The following is a 15312-nucleotide window of genomic DNA, read 5'->3' as shown; positions in this document are numbered from 1 at the left end:
CACTCTCTTTTATGTCGTCTCCTCCAGTTCGATGCCGGCCTCGTACTTCACGCCGTGCTCCGGCGGGACGGGTTCGCCGGTGGCGGGGTCGGTGCAGTAGGCGGAGAAGACCTCGGCCTCGTCGAGCGGCCGGGGCCAGCCGGCGCGGAGGGTCCAGCCGCGGACGGTGGGCGGCCGGCCGAGGGCGGTGGTGCGGGCGACGATGCCGCCGGGGCGGTCGGTGGCGATGCCCGCGGCCAGGACGGTGCAGAAGACCAGGGCCGAGGGCTCGTCGAGCCGGAGCCGTCCGTCGGTGCCGCAGTCGGCCTGGAGGAGGGCGACGAGCGGGGCGTCCCCGTCGGCGGGGATGCTGCACACGAGGTGGTGGCCGCCCGGGCCGAGGGCCTCGACGATGCGGCGCAGGATGAGGGAGGCGCGGGCGAAGGCCGTCCGGCCGGTGTCGTCGCCGCAGCGTTCGCAGCCGTCCCGGGTGAGCAGTCCGGTGGCGTACTCCCAGGTGGCCTGCTGTTCGGCGGCGGCGATGAGGCCGGGGAGCAACCGGGTGACGGGGCGTCCGTCGTAGGCGACCGTGGTGCCGGCGGCGGCGACCTCGGCCGTGTAGCGGGTACGGCTGCCGGCGCTGTCCGGGTCGAGGCGGAGGTCCGCGCAGTAGGCGGCGTAGTCGGCCGGGTCGAACAGGGCGACGGTGGTGTAGGTGCCCTGGGCGGCCAGGGCGCGGAGCAGGCCGTCCACGTGCCGTAGGTATCCGGGGTGGTCGTCGAAGCCGAAGCTGGTGTAGCGCCGCATGGCGGCGAAGTCGCGTTCGTCCGCCAGGACGGCGATGGTGCCGGGTACTTCTCTGCGCAGCCGTCGGCGTGCGCTCCGTCGGGTACGGATGTCGTCGGTGTGTGCCGCGTCGTACCCCGTCTTGTGCGCCATGTTTCCCACTCCCCCTCAGCGCGGTGATCAATGCTCACTCAGAGTAGTCGGGGGCACTGACAACGCGCCGAGGGCGGGTGAAAGGGCTGGTCAGGCGCGGCGGCGCCGGCCGAGGTCCGCGTAGAAGGAGAGCAGCGCGGGGTTGTCGACGGATCCGGGGTTGACGGCCTGTTCGAGGGGGGTGCCCTGGAGGAGGCGCTTGACCGGGACCTCGATGCGCTTCCCGGTGAGCGTGTGGGGGACGGCCTCGACGGCTATGACCTCGTCCGGGACGTGCCGCGGGGAGAGTTGCTCGCGGATGGTGCGCTTGATGCGGTCGAGGAGCGCGTCGTCCAGGGTGGCGCCGGGGGCGAGGTGGACGAAGAGGGGCATCCAGTAGCCGCCGTCGGGTTCCTCGACGCCGATGACGAGGGATTCCCGGATCTCGGGGAGCCGTTCGACGGCCTCGTAGATGTCGGCGGAGCCCATGCGGACGCCCTGCCGGTTGAGGGTGGAGTCGGAGCGGCCGTGGACGACGACGGTGCCGCGGGAGGTGAGGGTGATCCAGTCGCCGTGCCGCCAGGCGCCGGGGTAGGTCTCGAAGTAGCTCTCGCGGTAGCGGCGGCCGTCGGGGTCGTTCCAGAAGCGGAGGGGCATGGACGGCAGGGGCGCGGCGACGACGAGTTCGCCGACCTCGTCGACGACGGGTTTGCCCTGTTCGTCCCAGGCCTGGAGGTCGGTGCCGAGGCAGGGGGCCTGGAGCTCGCCGACGTACACCGGGAGGGTGGGGACGGCGCCGGCGAAGCAGCTGCAGACGTCGGTGCCGCCGCTGACGGAGGCGATCCACATGTGCTCCGCGACCTCGTCGTGGATCCACCGGAAGCCGTCCGGCGGCAGCGGCGAGCCCGTCGTGGCGACGCAGCGGACGCGGGAGAGGTCGAGGTCGCGGCCCGGGTGGAGGCCGGCCTTCCGGCAGGCCATCACATAGGCGGCGGAGGTGCCGAAGAGGGTGGCGCCGGTGCGTTCGGCGACCCGCCACTGGGCGGCGGTGTCGGGGTGGCCGGGGCTGCCGTCGTAGAGCACGACGGTGGCGCCGACGAGGAGGCCGGAGACGAGGAAGTTCCACATCATCCAGCCGGTGGAGGTGTACCAGAAGAAGCGGTCGCCGGGGCCGAGGTCGCAGTGCAGGGAGAGCTGTTTGAGGTGTTCGAGGAGGATGCCGCCCTGGGACTGGACGATGGCCTTGGGCAGCCCGGTGGTGCCGGAGGAGTAGAGGACCCACAGCGGGTGATCGAAGGACACCTGTTCGAAGACCGGCTCGACGTCGCCCGAGGTCAGCGCGTCCCACTCCAGGGCGCCCTCGGGGGCGGGGGTGCCGAGCAGCGGGATGTGGACGACGGCGCGCAGGGTGGGCAGGCCTGCGCGGAGTTCGGCGACGGTGTCGGCGCGTTCGTGGCGCTTGCCGCCGTAGTGGTAGCCGTCGACGGTGAACAGGACCACCGGTTCGACCTGTTGGAAGCGGTCGAGGACGCTGCGGGCGCCGAAGTCGGGGGCGCAGGACGTCCAGACGGCGCCGACGGCCGCGGTGGCGAGGAAGGCGACGACGGCCTCGGGGATGTTGGGCAGGTAGCCGCTGATCCGGTCGCCGGGGCGGACGCCGAGGAGGCGGAGTTCGGCGGCCAGGGAGCCCACGCGCGCCCGGAGTTCGGCCCAGGTGACGGGGTGCGGGTCGAGGGTCTCGTCGGTGTGCAGCAGGGCCGGTTCGCCGGCGCGGGCGGGGTCCTCGGCGGTGCGCAGGGCGTGCTCGGCGTAGTTGAGGGTGGCGCCGGGGAACCAGACGGCGCCGGGCATGGACGCGTCGGCGAGCACCCGCTCGTAGGGGTGGGTGAACCGTACGTCGCACCACTCGGCGACGGCCTGCCAGAAGGGCTCGGGGGCGGCGACGGACCAGCGGTGCAGGGCGGCGTAGCTCGCCTCGGGGTCGCCGGGGACGGGCGCGGGGGCGCCGTGCCGTTCGGCGGCGCGCGCGTGGAAGCGGGTGACCTGGGCACGGGCGACGCGGTCGGCGTCCGGCCGCCAGAGGGGCGTCGGCTGGTCGGCGTGGTGCGGTGCGGTGGTCATCGTGGCTGCTCCCGGCTGTACGCGTCGTGGGCGTGGCCGCCGTGCGGCGGCGCGTTATTGCCGAACCAGCCCGGGGTGTGGGCCGGCGCGCGCGGCTGACGAGGACGATGCCATGTGATCGTCTTCCGCACCAGGGGTGCCGGGCCGTGCCGCCGCGAGGCGTCGGTCACCGCCGGGTGAACGGGTGGCGAACCCGCTCCGCCGGGTGGGGTGCCGGTGGCAGGGTGAACGCCATGGATGCGCATGACCTGGGACGGTCGGTCAAATGGGTGACGTCGTTCAGGACGGTGGGGGCGGCGCGGGTGCTGCGGTCGGTGCGGGCCGCGTGGTGGCGGCGGCGGGTGGACGCCGCGGAGATGCGGGGGGCGGTGGCCGAGCGGGCGCGGGTGCCGGGCCCGGCCCTGGGGGCGGATCCCGAGCCGGGCGGCGGGGTGGTGCGGTTCGCCCGGTCGTCGCTGCGGGTGCGGGTGGCGGCCGGGGGCGCGGTGTTCTGCGGGTGGGACGGCGCGGCGCCCGGGCCGTCGTACGCCCTGGCGGGGCCGGTGCCGGAGGCGGACGAGCGGGCGGTGCTGGAGCCGGACACGGACGGCGGCTGGCGGGTGGTGTCGGAGCGGCTGCTGGTGGTGGTGTCGCGGCATGGGGCGGTGGAGGTGCGGACGCCGGGCGGGGTGATGCTGCGGCGTGACCAGCCGCCGCGCTGGTGGGATCCGGTGGATCCGGCGGACGCCCGGGCGGGCTCGCGGTGGACGCAGCGGTCGGAGGTGCCGGCGGACGCCCGGTTCTTCGGGCTGGGCGGCCGGTCGGCGGGGCCGCGGCTGCGCGAGGGCGCGTACCGGCTGTGGAACACCGACCCCGGGGGCTCGTTCGAGCCGGGGGACGATCCGCTGTACGTCACCATGCCGGTGCAGCTGGTGGTGGCGGACGCGGGGACGCACCTGGTGTTCCACGACAACTCCTGGGACGGACGGGTGCTGTTGTGGGAGGGCGAGGAGGGGGCCGGTTCGGGGCACGACCGGCCGGGCCGCTGCGAGACGCGGATGTCCGGGGGGCCGCTGCGGTACTGGGTGATCGCGGGCACCCCGGCGCGGGTGCTGCGCGGCTGGGCGGGGCTGACCGGGGGCGCGGCGGTGCCGCCGGCCTGGGCTCTGGGGCACCACCACGCGCGGTGGGGGTTCGGTACCGAGGCGGAGGTGCGGCGGGTGGTGGCCGGGTACCGGGAGCGCGGGCTGCCGCTGTCCGCCGTGCACCTGGACATCGACCACTACCGGGGCCACCGGGTGTTCACCGTGGACCGGGAGCGGTTCCCGGACCTGCCCGGGCTGGCCGCCGAGCTCCGGAAGGACGGCGTCCGGCTGGTGTCCATCGTCGACCCGGGGGTGAAGGCCGAGCCGGGCTGGGAGGTGTACGAGGCGGGTGTGGCGGCCGGCGCTTTCGTCCGGGACGGGCGGGGGCGGCCGGTGCGCGGCGAGGTGTGGGCCGGGACGTCGGTCTTCCCGGACTTCACCGATCCGGCGGTGCGCCGCTGGTGGGGCGGGCTGTACGCGGAGCGGCTCGCGGAGGGGTTCTCCGGCTTCTGGCACGACATGAACGAGCCGGCGGCGTTCTCGGCGTTCGGCGAGCACACCCTGCCGCGGTCGGCGCGGCACGCGCTGGAGGGCCGGGGCGGCGACCACCGGGAGGCGCACAACGTGTACGCGCTGGGCATGGCCCGGGCCGGCTACGAGGCGCTGCGCGAACTGCGGCCGGACGAGCGGCCGTTCCTGTTCTCGCGGTCGGGCTGGGCGGGAATGCAGCGGTACGGGGGGACGTGGTCGGGTGATGTGACGACGGGCTGGCCGGGGCTGCGGGCGTCGTTGTCGCTGGTGCTGGGGCTGGGGCTGTGCGGGGTGCCGTTCTCGGGGCCTGACGTGGGCGGGTTCACGGGGTCGCCGTCGCCGGAGCTGTACCTGCGGTGGTTCCAACTGGGCGCGTACCTCCCGCTGTTCCGCACCCACGCGGCGATCTCGGCGGGGCGCCGGGAGCCGTGGGAGTTCGGCCCCGAGGTGCTGGAGCACGCGGGAGCCGCGCTGCGGGAACGGGCGCGGCTGCTCCCGTACTTCGTCACGCTGGCCCACCGGGCGCGGGTGACGGGCGCGCCGTACGTCCGACCGGCGTGGTGGCGCACGCCGGAGGACCGGGCGCTGCGGGACTGCGAGGACGCGTTCCTGCTGGGGGACGCGCTGCTGGTGGCGCCGGTGCTGGAGCCGGGGGCCGACCGGCGGGCGGTGCGGCTGCCGCGCGGCCGGTGGTACGACACGGCGACGGGCCGGGCGCACGACGGCCCGGGCCAGGTGCTGCTCGACGCACCCCTCGCCCGGATCCCGGTCCTCGCGCGGGCTGGAGCGGTTCTTCCGGTGGCGGGCGCGGACGGCGGGGTGGAACTGGAGGTCTGGGCTCCGGCGGCGGGAGGGACGGGCGGCGGGGTGCTGGTCGTCGAGGACGGCGGCGAGCCGGCGGAAGTGGTGCGGTTCACGACCGCCTGGCGGGACGGCGCGGTGGCGGTGGAGCGGGAGGGGGCGGCGGAGGTGGGGTTTCCGGTGCGGGTGCGGGGGGTTTAGGGGGCGGGGGACGTGCGGCGGGCGGGGGCCCGGGGAACGTACGCCGTATCGGGCCGTCCTCCGGCCGCGGGACGTCCTCCGGCGGGACGTGCTCCGGCGGGAGGTGCGGTGGGGGCCGGCTGCCGGATACCCGTGCGCCGGGCCGTGCCCCGGGCCCTCCGCCGGGAGCGTCGCGGGCCGCCCACGGACGGGGGCGTGCGGCGCGGACGGGCACCCCGGGCCGTACGCCGTACCGGGTCATCCGCTGACGGGATCGCGGTGGTGACCGGCCATCAGGCCGGAGCCAGGCCAGGAGCTTTGCGGGCCGCCCGCAGGCGCCGCATGCGACGCGAGCGGGCGTCCCCGGGCCGTACTCCGTACCGGACCATCCGCCGGCGGAGCCGCGGTCCGGCCGGCTGCCGGGAGCCGGAGCCTGGGGTACCGCCGGGGCCCCACCGGGGCCGCCGCGGGCCGTCTGCGGGCGGGGCCCGCCTTGAGGCAATCGGCCGTTCCCGGGGCCGTCTCCGTCACGGACCGCGTACGCGCGCGGCCGCGCTCACAGCGTGCGCAAGCCGTTGATCACCAGGCGGAGGATGCTCTCGTCGGGTGGTTCCGCCGGGGGGATCGGGCGGTCGACGCGGACGATGCCCGCTTCGAAGAGGTCGCCGACGAGGACGCGGACGACGCCGGAGGGGAGGCCGAGGCGGTCGGTGAGTTCGGCGACGGAGCGGGGGTCCTCGGCCGTGAGTTCCGCGATGCGGAGGTGTTCGGGGCCGAGCCGGTCGTCGGTGCCGTCGGGGGGCCGCACGGCGATGACGAACGCCGTGCGGTCGAGCCGGTGCTCCCCGGCGCCCCGGGTGCGTCCACGGGTCATGGCGTACGGGCGGACCACCGGGCCCGCCGCGTCGTCGTACCAGTGCTGTGGCTCGCCGGTCCTGTCAGGGGTCCCGCCGTCTCCGGCCCTCCGTCCGGTCATCCGCCGGCGGCCTCGCCGGTGCGCGGGGAGCTGGCCAGGTGGGCGCCGACGCGCTTGACGAGCAGGGTCATCTCGTAGGCGATCAGGCCGATGTCGGAGTCCGCGTCGGCGAGGACGGCGAGGGCGCTGCCCTGTCCGGCGGCGGTGACGAAGAGGAACGCGTCGTCCAGTTCGACGACGGTCTGGCGCACCTGTCCGGCGTCGAAGCGGCGGCCCACGCCCTTGGCGAGGCTGTGGAAGCCGGAGGCGACGGCGGCGAGGTGTTCGCCGTCCTCGCGGGTGAGGTCGGCGGAGGAGCCGACGGCGAGGCCGTCACCGGAGAGGACGAGGGCCTTGCGGATGGTGCCGACGCGTTCGACGAGGTCGTCGAGGAGCCAGTTGAGCTTGCCGTTTCCCGCGGGCTGTGCCGTGGCGGTGTCTGCCGACGCGTTGCGTATGGCGGTCATCGACCGTCCCTTTCGTTGGTGGTTCGTGTGCTGTCGTGCTCGGTGGGGTGCGGGGCGTCCGCCCGGCCGCGCTGCCATCCCCGTTGCAGGGACGTCATCCGGGCGCGGACCTCCTCGGGGTCGCGCGCCGTCTCGTGGCCGGCCGGCTCGGCGGCGGCCCGGCGGGACTCCTCGGCGAGGTTCTCCCTGACGAGGGGGGCGAGGCCGGCCTGGCGGACGCGGCGGGGCAGTCCGGTGGGCGGGGTGGGTTCGTCCAGGAGGTCCGGGAAGCCGGCCTGGCGCGGGGGGTCCGGATGCTCGGCGCGGTCGCGGCGGTCGGCGCGGTCGCGGCGGTCGGCGCGGTCGCGGCGGCCCGGGGGGTCGGCCACCGGGCGGCCGTGGTCCGAGACCAGTACCGGGGGCCGGGGGCGCCGGGGCAGGCCGCCGGGCGTTCCCCGGCCCGCCGTTCCCCGGCCGCCCGGGGTGCCGTGGGTGCCGGAGCCGGGCCCCCGGTCGGGGTCGCGGGAGCCGGACGCCGGGGCGGGGGCCGCGGGGCGGCGGGCGGGGGACTGGTCGGCGGGGTGGTCGTGGACCGGTACGTCGAGCGGAATCCTGGGTTTCCAGGGCTCCCGTGTGGCGCGTGTGTCGAGGGGACGGCGTGTGTCCCGCGGGCCGCGGGGTGCGAACGGGTCCTCCGTGCCCGACGGGTCCGGATCCGACGGGCCCGCGTCCCGTACGTCGGCCTTTTCGAGGGGCGAGAGCGGCGGCTCCAGCTCGACCGGTCCGTCCTTGCGGGCCCCCTTCCGGGCCCGCGCTCCCGGAACGGCGTCCTTCGGCGGCGCCTCGTCGATGAGCGCGGCGGGGATCAGGACGACCGCGGTGGTGCCGCCGTAGGGCGAGGGCTGGAGCGAGACGCGGACGCCCTGGCGGCGGGCGAGCCGGCTGACGACGAACAGGCCGAGCCGGTCGGTGTCGGAGAGGTCGAACTCGGGCGCCTCCGCGAGGCCGAGGTTGGCCTCCAGCAGGGCGTCCGGGCTCATGCCGAGGCCGCGGTCGTGGATTTCGAGGGTGAAGCCGTTGGGCACCCGCTCGCCGAGGACCTGGACGGCGGTGTGCGGCGGGGAGAAGACGGTGGCGTTCTCCAGGAGTTCCGCCAGCAGATGTGTCAGGTCGGCGACGGCCGGGCCCTGGACGGCCAGCGGCGGCAGCCGGCGCAGCTCGATCCGCTCGTACGCCTCGACCTCGGAGACGGCGGCGCGGACGACGTCCATGAGCTGGACGGGCTTGCGCCACTGGCGGGACGGGGTGGCACCGGAGAGGATCACCAGGCCCTCGGCGTGCCGGCGCATGCGCGTGGTGAGGTGGTCGAGGCGGAAGAGGTCGGCGAGTTCGTCGGCGTCCTCGGTGCGGCGCTCCATGGTGTCGAGCAGCGCGAGCTGACGGTGCAGCAGCACCTGGGAGCGGCGGGCGATGTTGACGAAGACGTCCGACACGCCCCGGCGCATTTCGGCCTGTTTCACGGCGGCCTCGACGGCGGCCCGCTGGAGGGAGTTGAGGGCGCGTCCGACCTGGCCGAGTTCGTCGGTCGGGTACTCCAGGCGCGGTGCCTCGGTCTCGACGTCGACCTGCTCGCCGGCGGCGAGGCGGCGCAGGACGGCCGGCAGGCGGACGCCGGAGACCTCGTGCGCCTCGCGGCGCAGCTGCCGGAGGTCCCTGATGAGACCGCGGCCGACGCGCCAGGAGACGACGACCGAGCAGACCAGGGCGGCGAGGCCGAGCACACCGGCGACGGCGGCTTTGGTGAGCACCCAGGTGGCGACGGGTTCCAGCCGGTCCTCGTGGCGTTCCTGCGCGTCGCGGTCGAGGCGGGCGAGGTCGTCGAGGACGGCGCCGGCGGCGGCCTGCCAGCGTGGGGTGTCGACGGCGCGGAGGGCCTTGGCGGGTCCGCCGGCGACGACCGCCTCCTCGATGCCCTCCAGGGCCCGGGCGTTGGTGCCCCGCCAGTAGTCGTCGAAGCTCTTCTGGTCCCGGACGGGCAGGACGGCGAGGTTGGTCTCGTAGAGGATCTTGCGCTCGGCCATGTGGTCGGCGAGGAAACGCAGTTCGCGGGCGGTGAGCGTGCGTGCGGTGAGCGCGGAGGCGAGCAGGGCGTCCTCGCGGGACAGGGACTCCCGGGAGTAGGTGAGGCCCACCAGGGCGCGGCGCTGCTGTTCGAGGTCGGCGTCCTGGACGGACCCGAGGAGGCTGAGGAAGTCGAGGTGGGGGTCGATGATCTCGTTGTACGCGAAGAAGGCGGCGTCGCGGCCGACGGTGGCGCCGGCGACCTTGGCGCGCAGGGCGCCCAGCCCTGCGAGGCGGCGTTCCATGGCGCGGAACCAGTCGGCCGCGGTGGAGCTCATGTCCTCGCGCACGTCGCCGGAGGCGCCGGCGCGGAGGGCGGCGGCGGCCTTGTCGGTGGCGCGCTGGCGGGCCCGGAGTTCGGTGAGGGCGGCGGTACGGGCGCGGGCGGCCCCGGCGCTCCGGGAGCGGGGGCCGGCGAGGACGACGAGGGCCTGGCGGCGCTCCTTCTGGAGGGCGTCGACGACGTCCTCCGTCGGGTGGCCGATGCCGCGGGTGACCTCGGCGGCGGAGAGCAGGCGGTCCGCCTCCATACCGGTGATCACCGTGGCGAACACCCACAGGACGGTCAGGGACACCAATGGCACCAGCAACAGTGCCACGATCTTCCGGCGGATCGATTTCCCGCGAAAGCGCATGGACTCCCCCACTGCACCCCGCGGCGCGACGGGGGTGGTGCTCCGACAGTGATGCGGCGTGAGCCTACTACTGCGGGGATTACGCCTCGAAGGGCTGTACGGCCGCCCCGGCGTGGGGGGGTTGGCCATGTCGTCCCGAGATCTCCCGTGTTCAGAGGACTTCTCCCGGGGCCTGACGGGCCGGAACAGGCCCGGGGGCCCGGCGGAGCCCGCTGTGCGATCAAGCCGGAGTGGCCGGAAGTCGCCCTCTGCCGGGGCGATCCTCGGCCATGCGGCACGGCGCGCCCCGGCGCCCGCGCCCCGGCACACGTCCCGTGGTCCGGGTTACTTTTGACATTCCTGCGGGAAAAGCCCCGAGCAGGGGCAGCCACTGGGGGAGGTGAGCCGCCATGGACAGGGTTCGCGACGGACGACGGCCGGACGGACGCCCACGGGAGCGCGCGCCGTTGTGGACCGAGGAGCCGGTCCACCGGCCGCGGATGCCCGACCCGGTGCGGGCCGCGGCGGTACGCGCCGTCCTTCTCGTCGCGCTGACGACGACGGTCGCCATGGCGGCGGTGCTGCTGACTCTGGCAGGGTCGTGGCTGGCCTTCCCGGTGCTGGTCGCCACGGTGGCCGGCACGGTGGCGACGACGTGGGGCGTCCTCGACGTGTGGGTCACGCGTCAGGTGTGGCGCCAGCGGCACGGGGTGGTGTCGGTGCCGAGCAGTACGGCACGGGAGATGCGGCGGGTGCGTCGGCCCAGGTATCCGTGACGGGCTGGCCATCCAGCCCGTCCGGCGCTTGAGGACAACCGCGCGGAGCGCGGTTTCGGGGGGGGCCGGGGGCTTGCCCCCAGGAATCGGCGAAGTGGGGGTGCCCCCTCTGGGGGAGGGACTGGGGCACAGCCCGCCGCAGGCGCCCCCCTCAGCGCCCGGCCGGCACAGGCACCGCCCCTTCCTCCGGCCGCCGGAACATCCGCGTAGCCGTGATCTCCCCGTGCACCGGCTCCGACTCCGGGTCGATCTGCGGCAGCCCGGGCCGCAGATGCTCCTCGACGCTGATGTACTTCAGCCCCGCCCGCAGGTCCGCGTCGTTGCGCAACCGGATGACCAGCGGGAACTCGGCGAGCGCCGTCGTGTCGAACAGCCCGGTGGTGTACAGCAGCTGGACGCCCAGCGCGTCCGCGACGGCCCGCTGGAGCTCCAGCAGATACGTGGCGTTGGCGCGCCCGATCGGGTTGTCGAGGAACAGCGTGCCCGCGTGCTTCTGCCGGTCCCGGCCGCGGTCGTTGCTGCGCAGCGCGGCCATCGTGCAGTACAGGGCGATGGCGGCGGTCAGCAGCTGACCGCCGGAGAACACGTCGCCCATCTGCCCGACGGGCACCCGCTCGGCGCGCAGCACCGCGTCCGGCTTGAGGATCTCGACCGCGACGCCGCGCGGCAGCAGGGCCGCCCGGACGCCGCGCAGCAGCAGCGACATGCCGTCGCGCCGCAGGTCGGAGTTCTTCTTGACGGCGGACCGGGTGGCTTCGTCGATGACCTCACCGAGGCGTTCGGTGAGGGTGCTCTGGTCGGGGTCCTCGAAGCGGATGCGCAGGAACTCCTGGCCCGACCACTCCCCCAGCCCCTCGGGCAGCCGGGAGAGCCGCTGGGCGGAGCGGAGCGTGGTGAGCGAGGACTCGACGAGGCCGCGCAGCCGGTCGACGATGCTGTCGCGGTTGCGTTCCAGCTGGTTCAGCTCGTCGGTCAGCACCCGCAGCCGGGGCGCGAAGGCGTCGGCCCAGGCGGCGGCGTGCTCGGGCAGCGCGGAGGCGGGGAGTTCGCGGATCTGCTGGCGGGCCGGGGTGCGGACCTGCTCGTAGCGGGTGGAGTTGGCGTGCCGGACGAGGATGTCGCTGGCCTCGCGGACGGCCGCCTCGGCCGTCGAGAGGTCGCCGGCGCAGCCGCGCAGCGAGCGCCGGGCCTCGGCGGCGGCCTGCCGGGCCTCCTCCAGGGTGCCGGCGTACGGCTCGGGGGCCGTCTCCTCGTCGTCGGGGGCGTTGTCGCGGAGCAGGTCGCGCAGGAGGGCGGCGGTGTCGTCGAAGCCGCCGGCGGCGTCTTCGGCGGCGCGGTGCGCGCGGAGCAGGCTCGCGTGGGCGGTCCTGGCCTCCTCCAGCGCGTCGGTGCGCGCGGTGAGTTCGGCGGTGGCGGTGCGCAGCAGTTCCTTGGCCTGGTCGGCGTCGGCGGGCACCCGCTCGTCGGGGAGTTCGGTGTGGGCCTCGCCGTCGGCGGGGGCGAGGCGTTCGGCCTCGCCGCGGAGCCGGCCGAGCTGCTCGCTGGCGGCGGAGGCCCGGCCCTCCAGCAGCTGGACGAGGGCCTCGGCGCGGGCGGCGGCGGCCTGGCGGGACGGGCCGTCGGCGCCGTCGGTGCCCTCCAGCAGCTGGGCGGCGCGGGTGCGGACCTTGTTGGTGAGGCGGTCGAGTTCGGCGCGGGCGGCGCTCTCGTCGCTCTCGGCGCGGGCCTGTTCGGCGCGCAGGTCGGCGCCGACGCCGACCTTCTCGTACACCTGGGACGCGGCCCGGTAGGCCTCGCGGAGGGCGGGCAGCGAGTCGGTGGACGCCTCGGTGTCGCCGGTGACGTCGTCCGGGGCGCCGGCGATCTCGGCGCGCTCGGCGCGCAGGGCGCGGGCGGTGCGGTGGGCGTCGTCGGCGGCGCGCTGGGCGGCGCGGCGGTCCTCGTCGGCGGCGCGGGCGCGGTCGACGCAGGCGGCGGCGCGCTCCTCGTACTCGGCGGCCTCCTCGGCGAGTTCGCGGAGCCGGGTCTGCCAGTGGGCGCGCTCGCGGAGCCGGTGGGCGAGGCCGGCCAGGGCGTCGGCGACCCGGCGGGCGCGCTGGGCGGCCTCCTGGCGCTCGTCGCGGACCAAGGCGGTCTCGGCGGCGATCTCGTCGGCCTCGGTGCGCGCGGCCCGGGCGGCGGTCAGCTCCTCCTGGGCTTCCTCGGCGGCGGCGCGGCAGCGCTCGGCCTCGGCGGCGAGCTCGGCGAGCCGGCCCTCGGGGCAGCCGGACCGCCAGGAGGCGAGCCGGGCGGCGAGGGCGCGGTCGCCGGCGAGCCGGGCGGCGACGGCGCGGATCTCCTCGTCGCGGGCGGCGGCACGCTCGCGGAGGGCGTGCCGCTCCTCGTCGGCGGCCCGCTCGTCGTGCATGGCGGGGTTCGGCGGCACGAGAAAGACGCCGCTGTCGGCGTCGGATTCCGGCACGGGGGCGAGGAGGGCGGCGGCGGTGCCGACGGCGACGGCGGAGCGCGGCAGCAGCGAGGCGTCGGCGAGCGCCTCGCGGGCGCGGCCGTGGGCGTCCGGGTCGGTGATGACGACGCCGTCGACGAGCTCGGGGCGGGCGGCCAGGACCCGGGCGTGGTCGGCGGGGTCGACGGCCTGGGCGAGGTAGCGCCAGCCGGGGAGGGCGGGGATGCCGTGCTCGCCGAGGTACTCGACGGTGGCGAGGACGTCGGGCCCGGCCGGCAGCAGGCCGCCGTCGCCGAGGGCGCCGAGGATGCGGGAGTCGTCGGCGGCGGCGGTGCGCAGGTCGAACAGCTGCCGTTCGGCGGTGGCGACGGTGTCGTCGAGGAGTTCGCGGAGGGCGTCCGCGTTGCGGTCCAGCTCCTCGGCGGTGAGCGGGCCCGCCGTCTCCCGGTCGACAGGCGTGCCGCGCTGGGCCGGGACCTGGCCGGCGGCGGGCTGCGGCAGGCCGAGGAGTTCGGCGAGCCGCGGTTCGGCGCCGAGGGACTCGGCGAGGCGGCGCTCGGCGTCGTACGCGCTCGCGGCGGCGGCGGCCGCGTCGGCGGAGCGGGCGGCGGCGAGTTCGGCGCGGGACTCGGCGGCGGCGGTCTCCCGGGCCCGCTCGGCGGCGGTCCTGGCGGTCTCCTTGGCGGCCTCGTACGTGGCGGTGGCCGTGCGCTCGGCGTCGCTGGCGGCGAGGGCGGCGCGGGCCGGGTCGGCGTCGGGGGCGCTGTCGTCGAGCCAGCCGGCGCGGACCGCGTCGGCGGTTTCCTGCTCGACCTCGGCGAGCCGCTGCCGCAGGTGGCCGGCCTCGCTGCGGGCGCGCTGGGCCTCGGTGGCGGCGGCGGTGGCGTCGCGGTGGGCGGCCTCGCCGGTTTCCTGGAGGACGGCGGAGCGCTCCTCCTGCTCGTCGGCGAGCCGTTCGCCCTGCTCGGCGGCGGCGTTGAGGGCGCGGACGAGGGCGGCGGCGGCCTTGGTGCGGGCGGCGAGGGCGGGTGCGGCGTCGCGTTCGGCTTCCTGGATGGCGGAGGCGACGCGGGCGGAGCGGTCGGCGGCGGCCCGGTGCCGCAGCACGGTCTCGGCGGCCTGCCAGGCGGAGTGCAGGGTCCGGGCGTCGTTGAGCTCGCGGCGCTGGGCGGCGGCGGACTTCTCGGCGGCGGCGAGCGCCAGCGAGGCGTGCCGGTAGGCGAGTTCGGCGGCGATCCGGGAGCCGTGTTCGCGGGCGGTCTCGGCGTCGGTGACGCGGTGCGCGGCGGCGGCCACCTGCTCGGCGAGCTCGCCGGCGCGGCCGCGCTCCTCGGCGGCGCGGGCGGAGAGCCTGCGGGCGAGGACGCGGGTGCGGCGCTCGGCACCGGCGTGCACGCCGCGCGCCTGGTCGCGGCGGGCGCCGGACTCGACGATGCGGGAGAGCAGGTCCAGGGAGCCGGCGGTGAAGTCGCGCTCGGCGGTGAGCTCGGCGCGGCGGCCGAGCTTGTGGGCGAAGCCGTGGACGAGGTCGGCGAGGCCGTCGGTGTCGCGGGTGTCGGTGACGGCGCGCAGCAGCAGGTCGGTGAAGTCGGAGTCGTTCTTGACCGCGAAGAGGCCGGCGGCCTCGCCCTCGTCGGCGTTCATCTCCCGCTGGTAGCGGAAGAGTTCGGGGTCGAGGCCGAGCTCGCCGAGGTGCTCGTTCCAGCGCTCGTGGATCTCCTCCCAGACCACGTCCAGGTTGGGGTACGCCTTGCCGGCCTCGGTGAGGGCGTCGCGGAACCCCTTCATGGTGCGGCGGCGGCCGCGCGCGGTGGAGGCGCCCTCGGCGCGGGGGCGCATGGCGGACGACTCCGCGACCGGCAGCGCGTCCAGGCTCATCCCCGGGCCGGGGCGGAACGAGTACCACGCCTCGGCGAACTTCCGCGGGTCGTTGGAGACCTGCCGGCCGCGCCACTCGCTGACCTTGCCGACGACGACCGTCTCACCGGTGAGGACGTGCTGCCACTCCAGGGCGACGTGGCCGCAGTCGTCGGCGAGCAGGAACTTGCGGAGGACGCCGGAGCTGGCGCCGCCGAGGGTGTTGCGGTGGCCCGGCAGCATCACCGAGAAGATCAGCTTGAGCAGGACGGACTTGCCGCCGCCGTTCTCCAGGAAAAGCACGCCCGCGGGTGCGGGGCGGCGCGGCGGGCCGACGGGCTCCTCCTCGAAGAAATCCGCCTGCGCGGGCGCGGGCGACGGCACGGGCGCGCCCACCCCCCGCAGGTCCAGCACGGTGTCGGCGTAGCGCGCACCGGCGGGCCCGATGGAGTAGAGGCGGACCCGGGACAGCTCGTACATGGCGGACTCTCGTTTGTCTTCGT

At 76.1% G+C, this 15312-nt stretch carries 8 protein-coding genes; 2 read left to right on the top strand and 6 right to left on the bottom strand.

The genetic code is table 11. The features are described from left to right. Window positions 1-9: 9 nt before the first annotated feature. Both K7I03_RS29325 and K7I03_RS29320 read right to left on the bottom strand, forming a co-directional pair. The gene (locus tag K7I03_RS29325) at window positions 10-918 is read right to left on the bottom strand and encodes a hypothetical protein (RefSeq protein ID WP_185946031.1); all 909 of its coding nucleotides are present in this window, start codon (window positions 916-918) and stop codon (window positions 10-12) included. 90 nt (window positions 919-1008) lie between these two features. Beyond that, window positions 1009-3018: an acetoacetate--CoA ligase gene (locus tag K7I03_RS29320; RefSeq protein ID WP_185946030.1), complete on the bottom strand. Its 2010-nt coding sequence runs from the start codon at window positions 3016-3018 to the stop codon at window positions 1009-1011. A gap of 233 nt (window positions 3019-3251) precedes the next feature. Between K7I03_RS29320 and K7I03_RS29315 the strand changes: the two genes are divergently transcribed. Further along, window positions 3252-5615 carry a glycoside hydrolase family 31 protein gene (locus tag K7I03_RS29315; RefSeq protein ID WP_185946029.1) on the top strand — a complete coding sequence of 788 codons (2364 nt, stop codon included), beginning with the start codon at window positions 3252-3254 and terminating at the stop codon, window positions 5613-5615. Between the two features lie 535 nt (window positions 5616-6150). Here K7I03_RS29315 and K7I03_RS29310 read toward each other — a convergent pair. The 3 genes from K7I03_RS29310 to K7I03_RS29300 are packed head-to-tail and all read right to left on the bottom strand — an operon-like array spanning window position 6151 to window position 9751. Beyond that, window positions 6151-6570: a DUF742 domain-containing protein gene (locus K7I03_RS29310; RefSeq protein ID WP_185946028.1), complete on the bottom strand. Its 420-nt coding sequence runs from the start codon at window positions 6568-6570 to the stop codon at window positions 6151-6153. Continuing rightward, window positions 6567-7016, bottom strand: a complete 450-nt coding sequence (locus tag K7I03_RS29305) for a roadblock/LC7 domain-containing protein (RefSeq protein ID WP_185946027.1) — start codon at window positions 7014-7016, stop codon at window positions 6567-6569. Before K7I03_RS29305 ends, K7I03_RS29310 begins: the two co-directional genes overlap by 4 nt. Continuing rightward, window positions 7013-9751 carry a sensor histidine kinase gene (locus K7I03_RS29300; protein WP_185946026.1) on the bottom strand — a complete coding sequence of 913 codons (2739 nt, stop codon included), beginning with the start codon at window positions 9749-9751 and terminating at the stop codon, window positions 7013-7015. Before K7I03_RS29300 ends, K7I03_RS29305 begins: the two co-directional genes overlap by 4 nt. A gap of 389 nt (window positions 9752-10140) precedes the next feature. On the opposite strand from K7I03_RS29300, the gene K7I03_RS29295 reads away from it, so the two are divergent. Further along, complete coding sequence (locus tag K7I03_RS29295) at window positions 10141-10506, top strand: hypothetical protein (RefSeq protein ID WP_185946025.1); 366 nt, start codon at window positions 10141-10143, stop codon at window positions 10504-10506. A 151-nt stretch (window positions 10507-10657) separates the two neighbouring features. On the opposite strand, the gene K7I03_RS29290 is transcribed toward K7I03_RS29295, so the two are convergent. Further along, window positions 10658-15289: a helix-turn-helix domain-containing protein gene (locus K7I03_RS29290; protein WP_185946024.1), complete on the bottom strand. Its 4632-nt coding sequence runs from the start codon at window positions 15287-15289 to the stop codon at window positions 10658-10660. Window positions 15290-15312 lie beyond the last annotated feature (23 nt).

Origin of the sequence: Streptomyces mobaraensis, from assembly GCF_020099395.1 — a bacterium.
GTDB lineage: Bacteria > Actinomycetota > Actinomycetes > Streptomycetales > Streptomycetaceae > Streptomyces.
This window is presented reverse-complemented; position numbering and strand designations above follow the sequence as displayed.

Excerpts from the sequence above, each read along its gene's own strand:
- K7I03_RS29325 (WP_185946031.1), bottom strand. The coding sequence starts at position 918 with ATGGCGCACAAGACGGGGTACGACGCGGCACACACCGACGACATCCGT.
- K7I03_RS29320 (WP_185946030.1), bottom strand. The coding sequence starts at position 3,018 with ATGACCACCGCACCGCACCACGCCGACCAGCCGACGCCCCTCTGGCGG.
- K7I03_RS29315 (WP_185946029.1), top strand. The coding sequence starts at position 3,252 with ATGGATGCGCATGACCTGGGACGGTCGGTCAAATGGGTGACGTCGTTC.
- K7I03_RS29310 (WP_185946028.1), bottom strand. The coding sequence starts at position 6,570 with ATGACCGGACGGAGGGCCGGAGACGGCGGGACCCCTGACAGGACCGGC.
- K7I03_RS29305 (WP_185946027.1), bottom strand. The coding sequence starts at position 7,016 with ATGACCGCCATACGCAACGCGTCGGCAGACACCGCCACGGCACAGCCC.
- K7I03_RS29300 (WP_185946026.1), bottom strand. The coding sequence starts at position 9,751 with ATGCGCTTTCGCGGGAAATCGATCCGCCGGAAGATCGTGGCACTGTTG.
- K7I03_RS29295 (WP_185946025.1), top strand. The coding sequence starts at position 10,141 with ATGGACAGGGTTCGCGACGGACGACGGCCGGACGGACGCCCACGGGAG.
- K7I03_RS29290 (WP_185946024.1), bottom strand. The coding sequence starts at position 15,289 with ATGTACGAGCTGTCCCGGGTCCGCCTCTACTCCATCGGGCCCGCCGGT.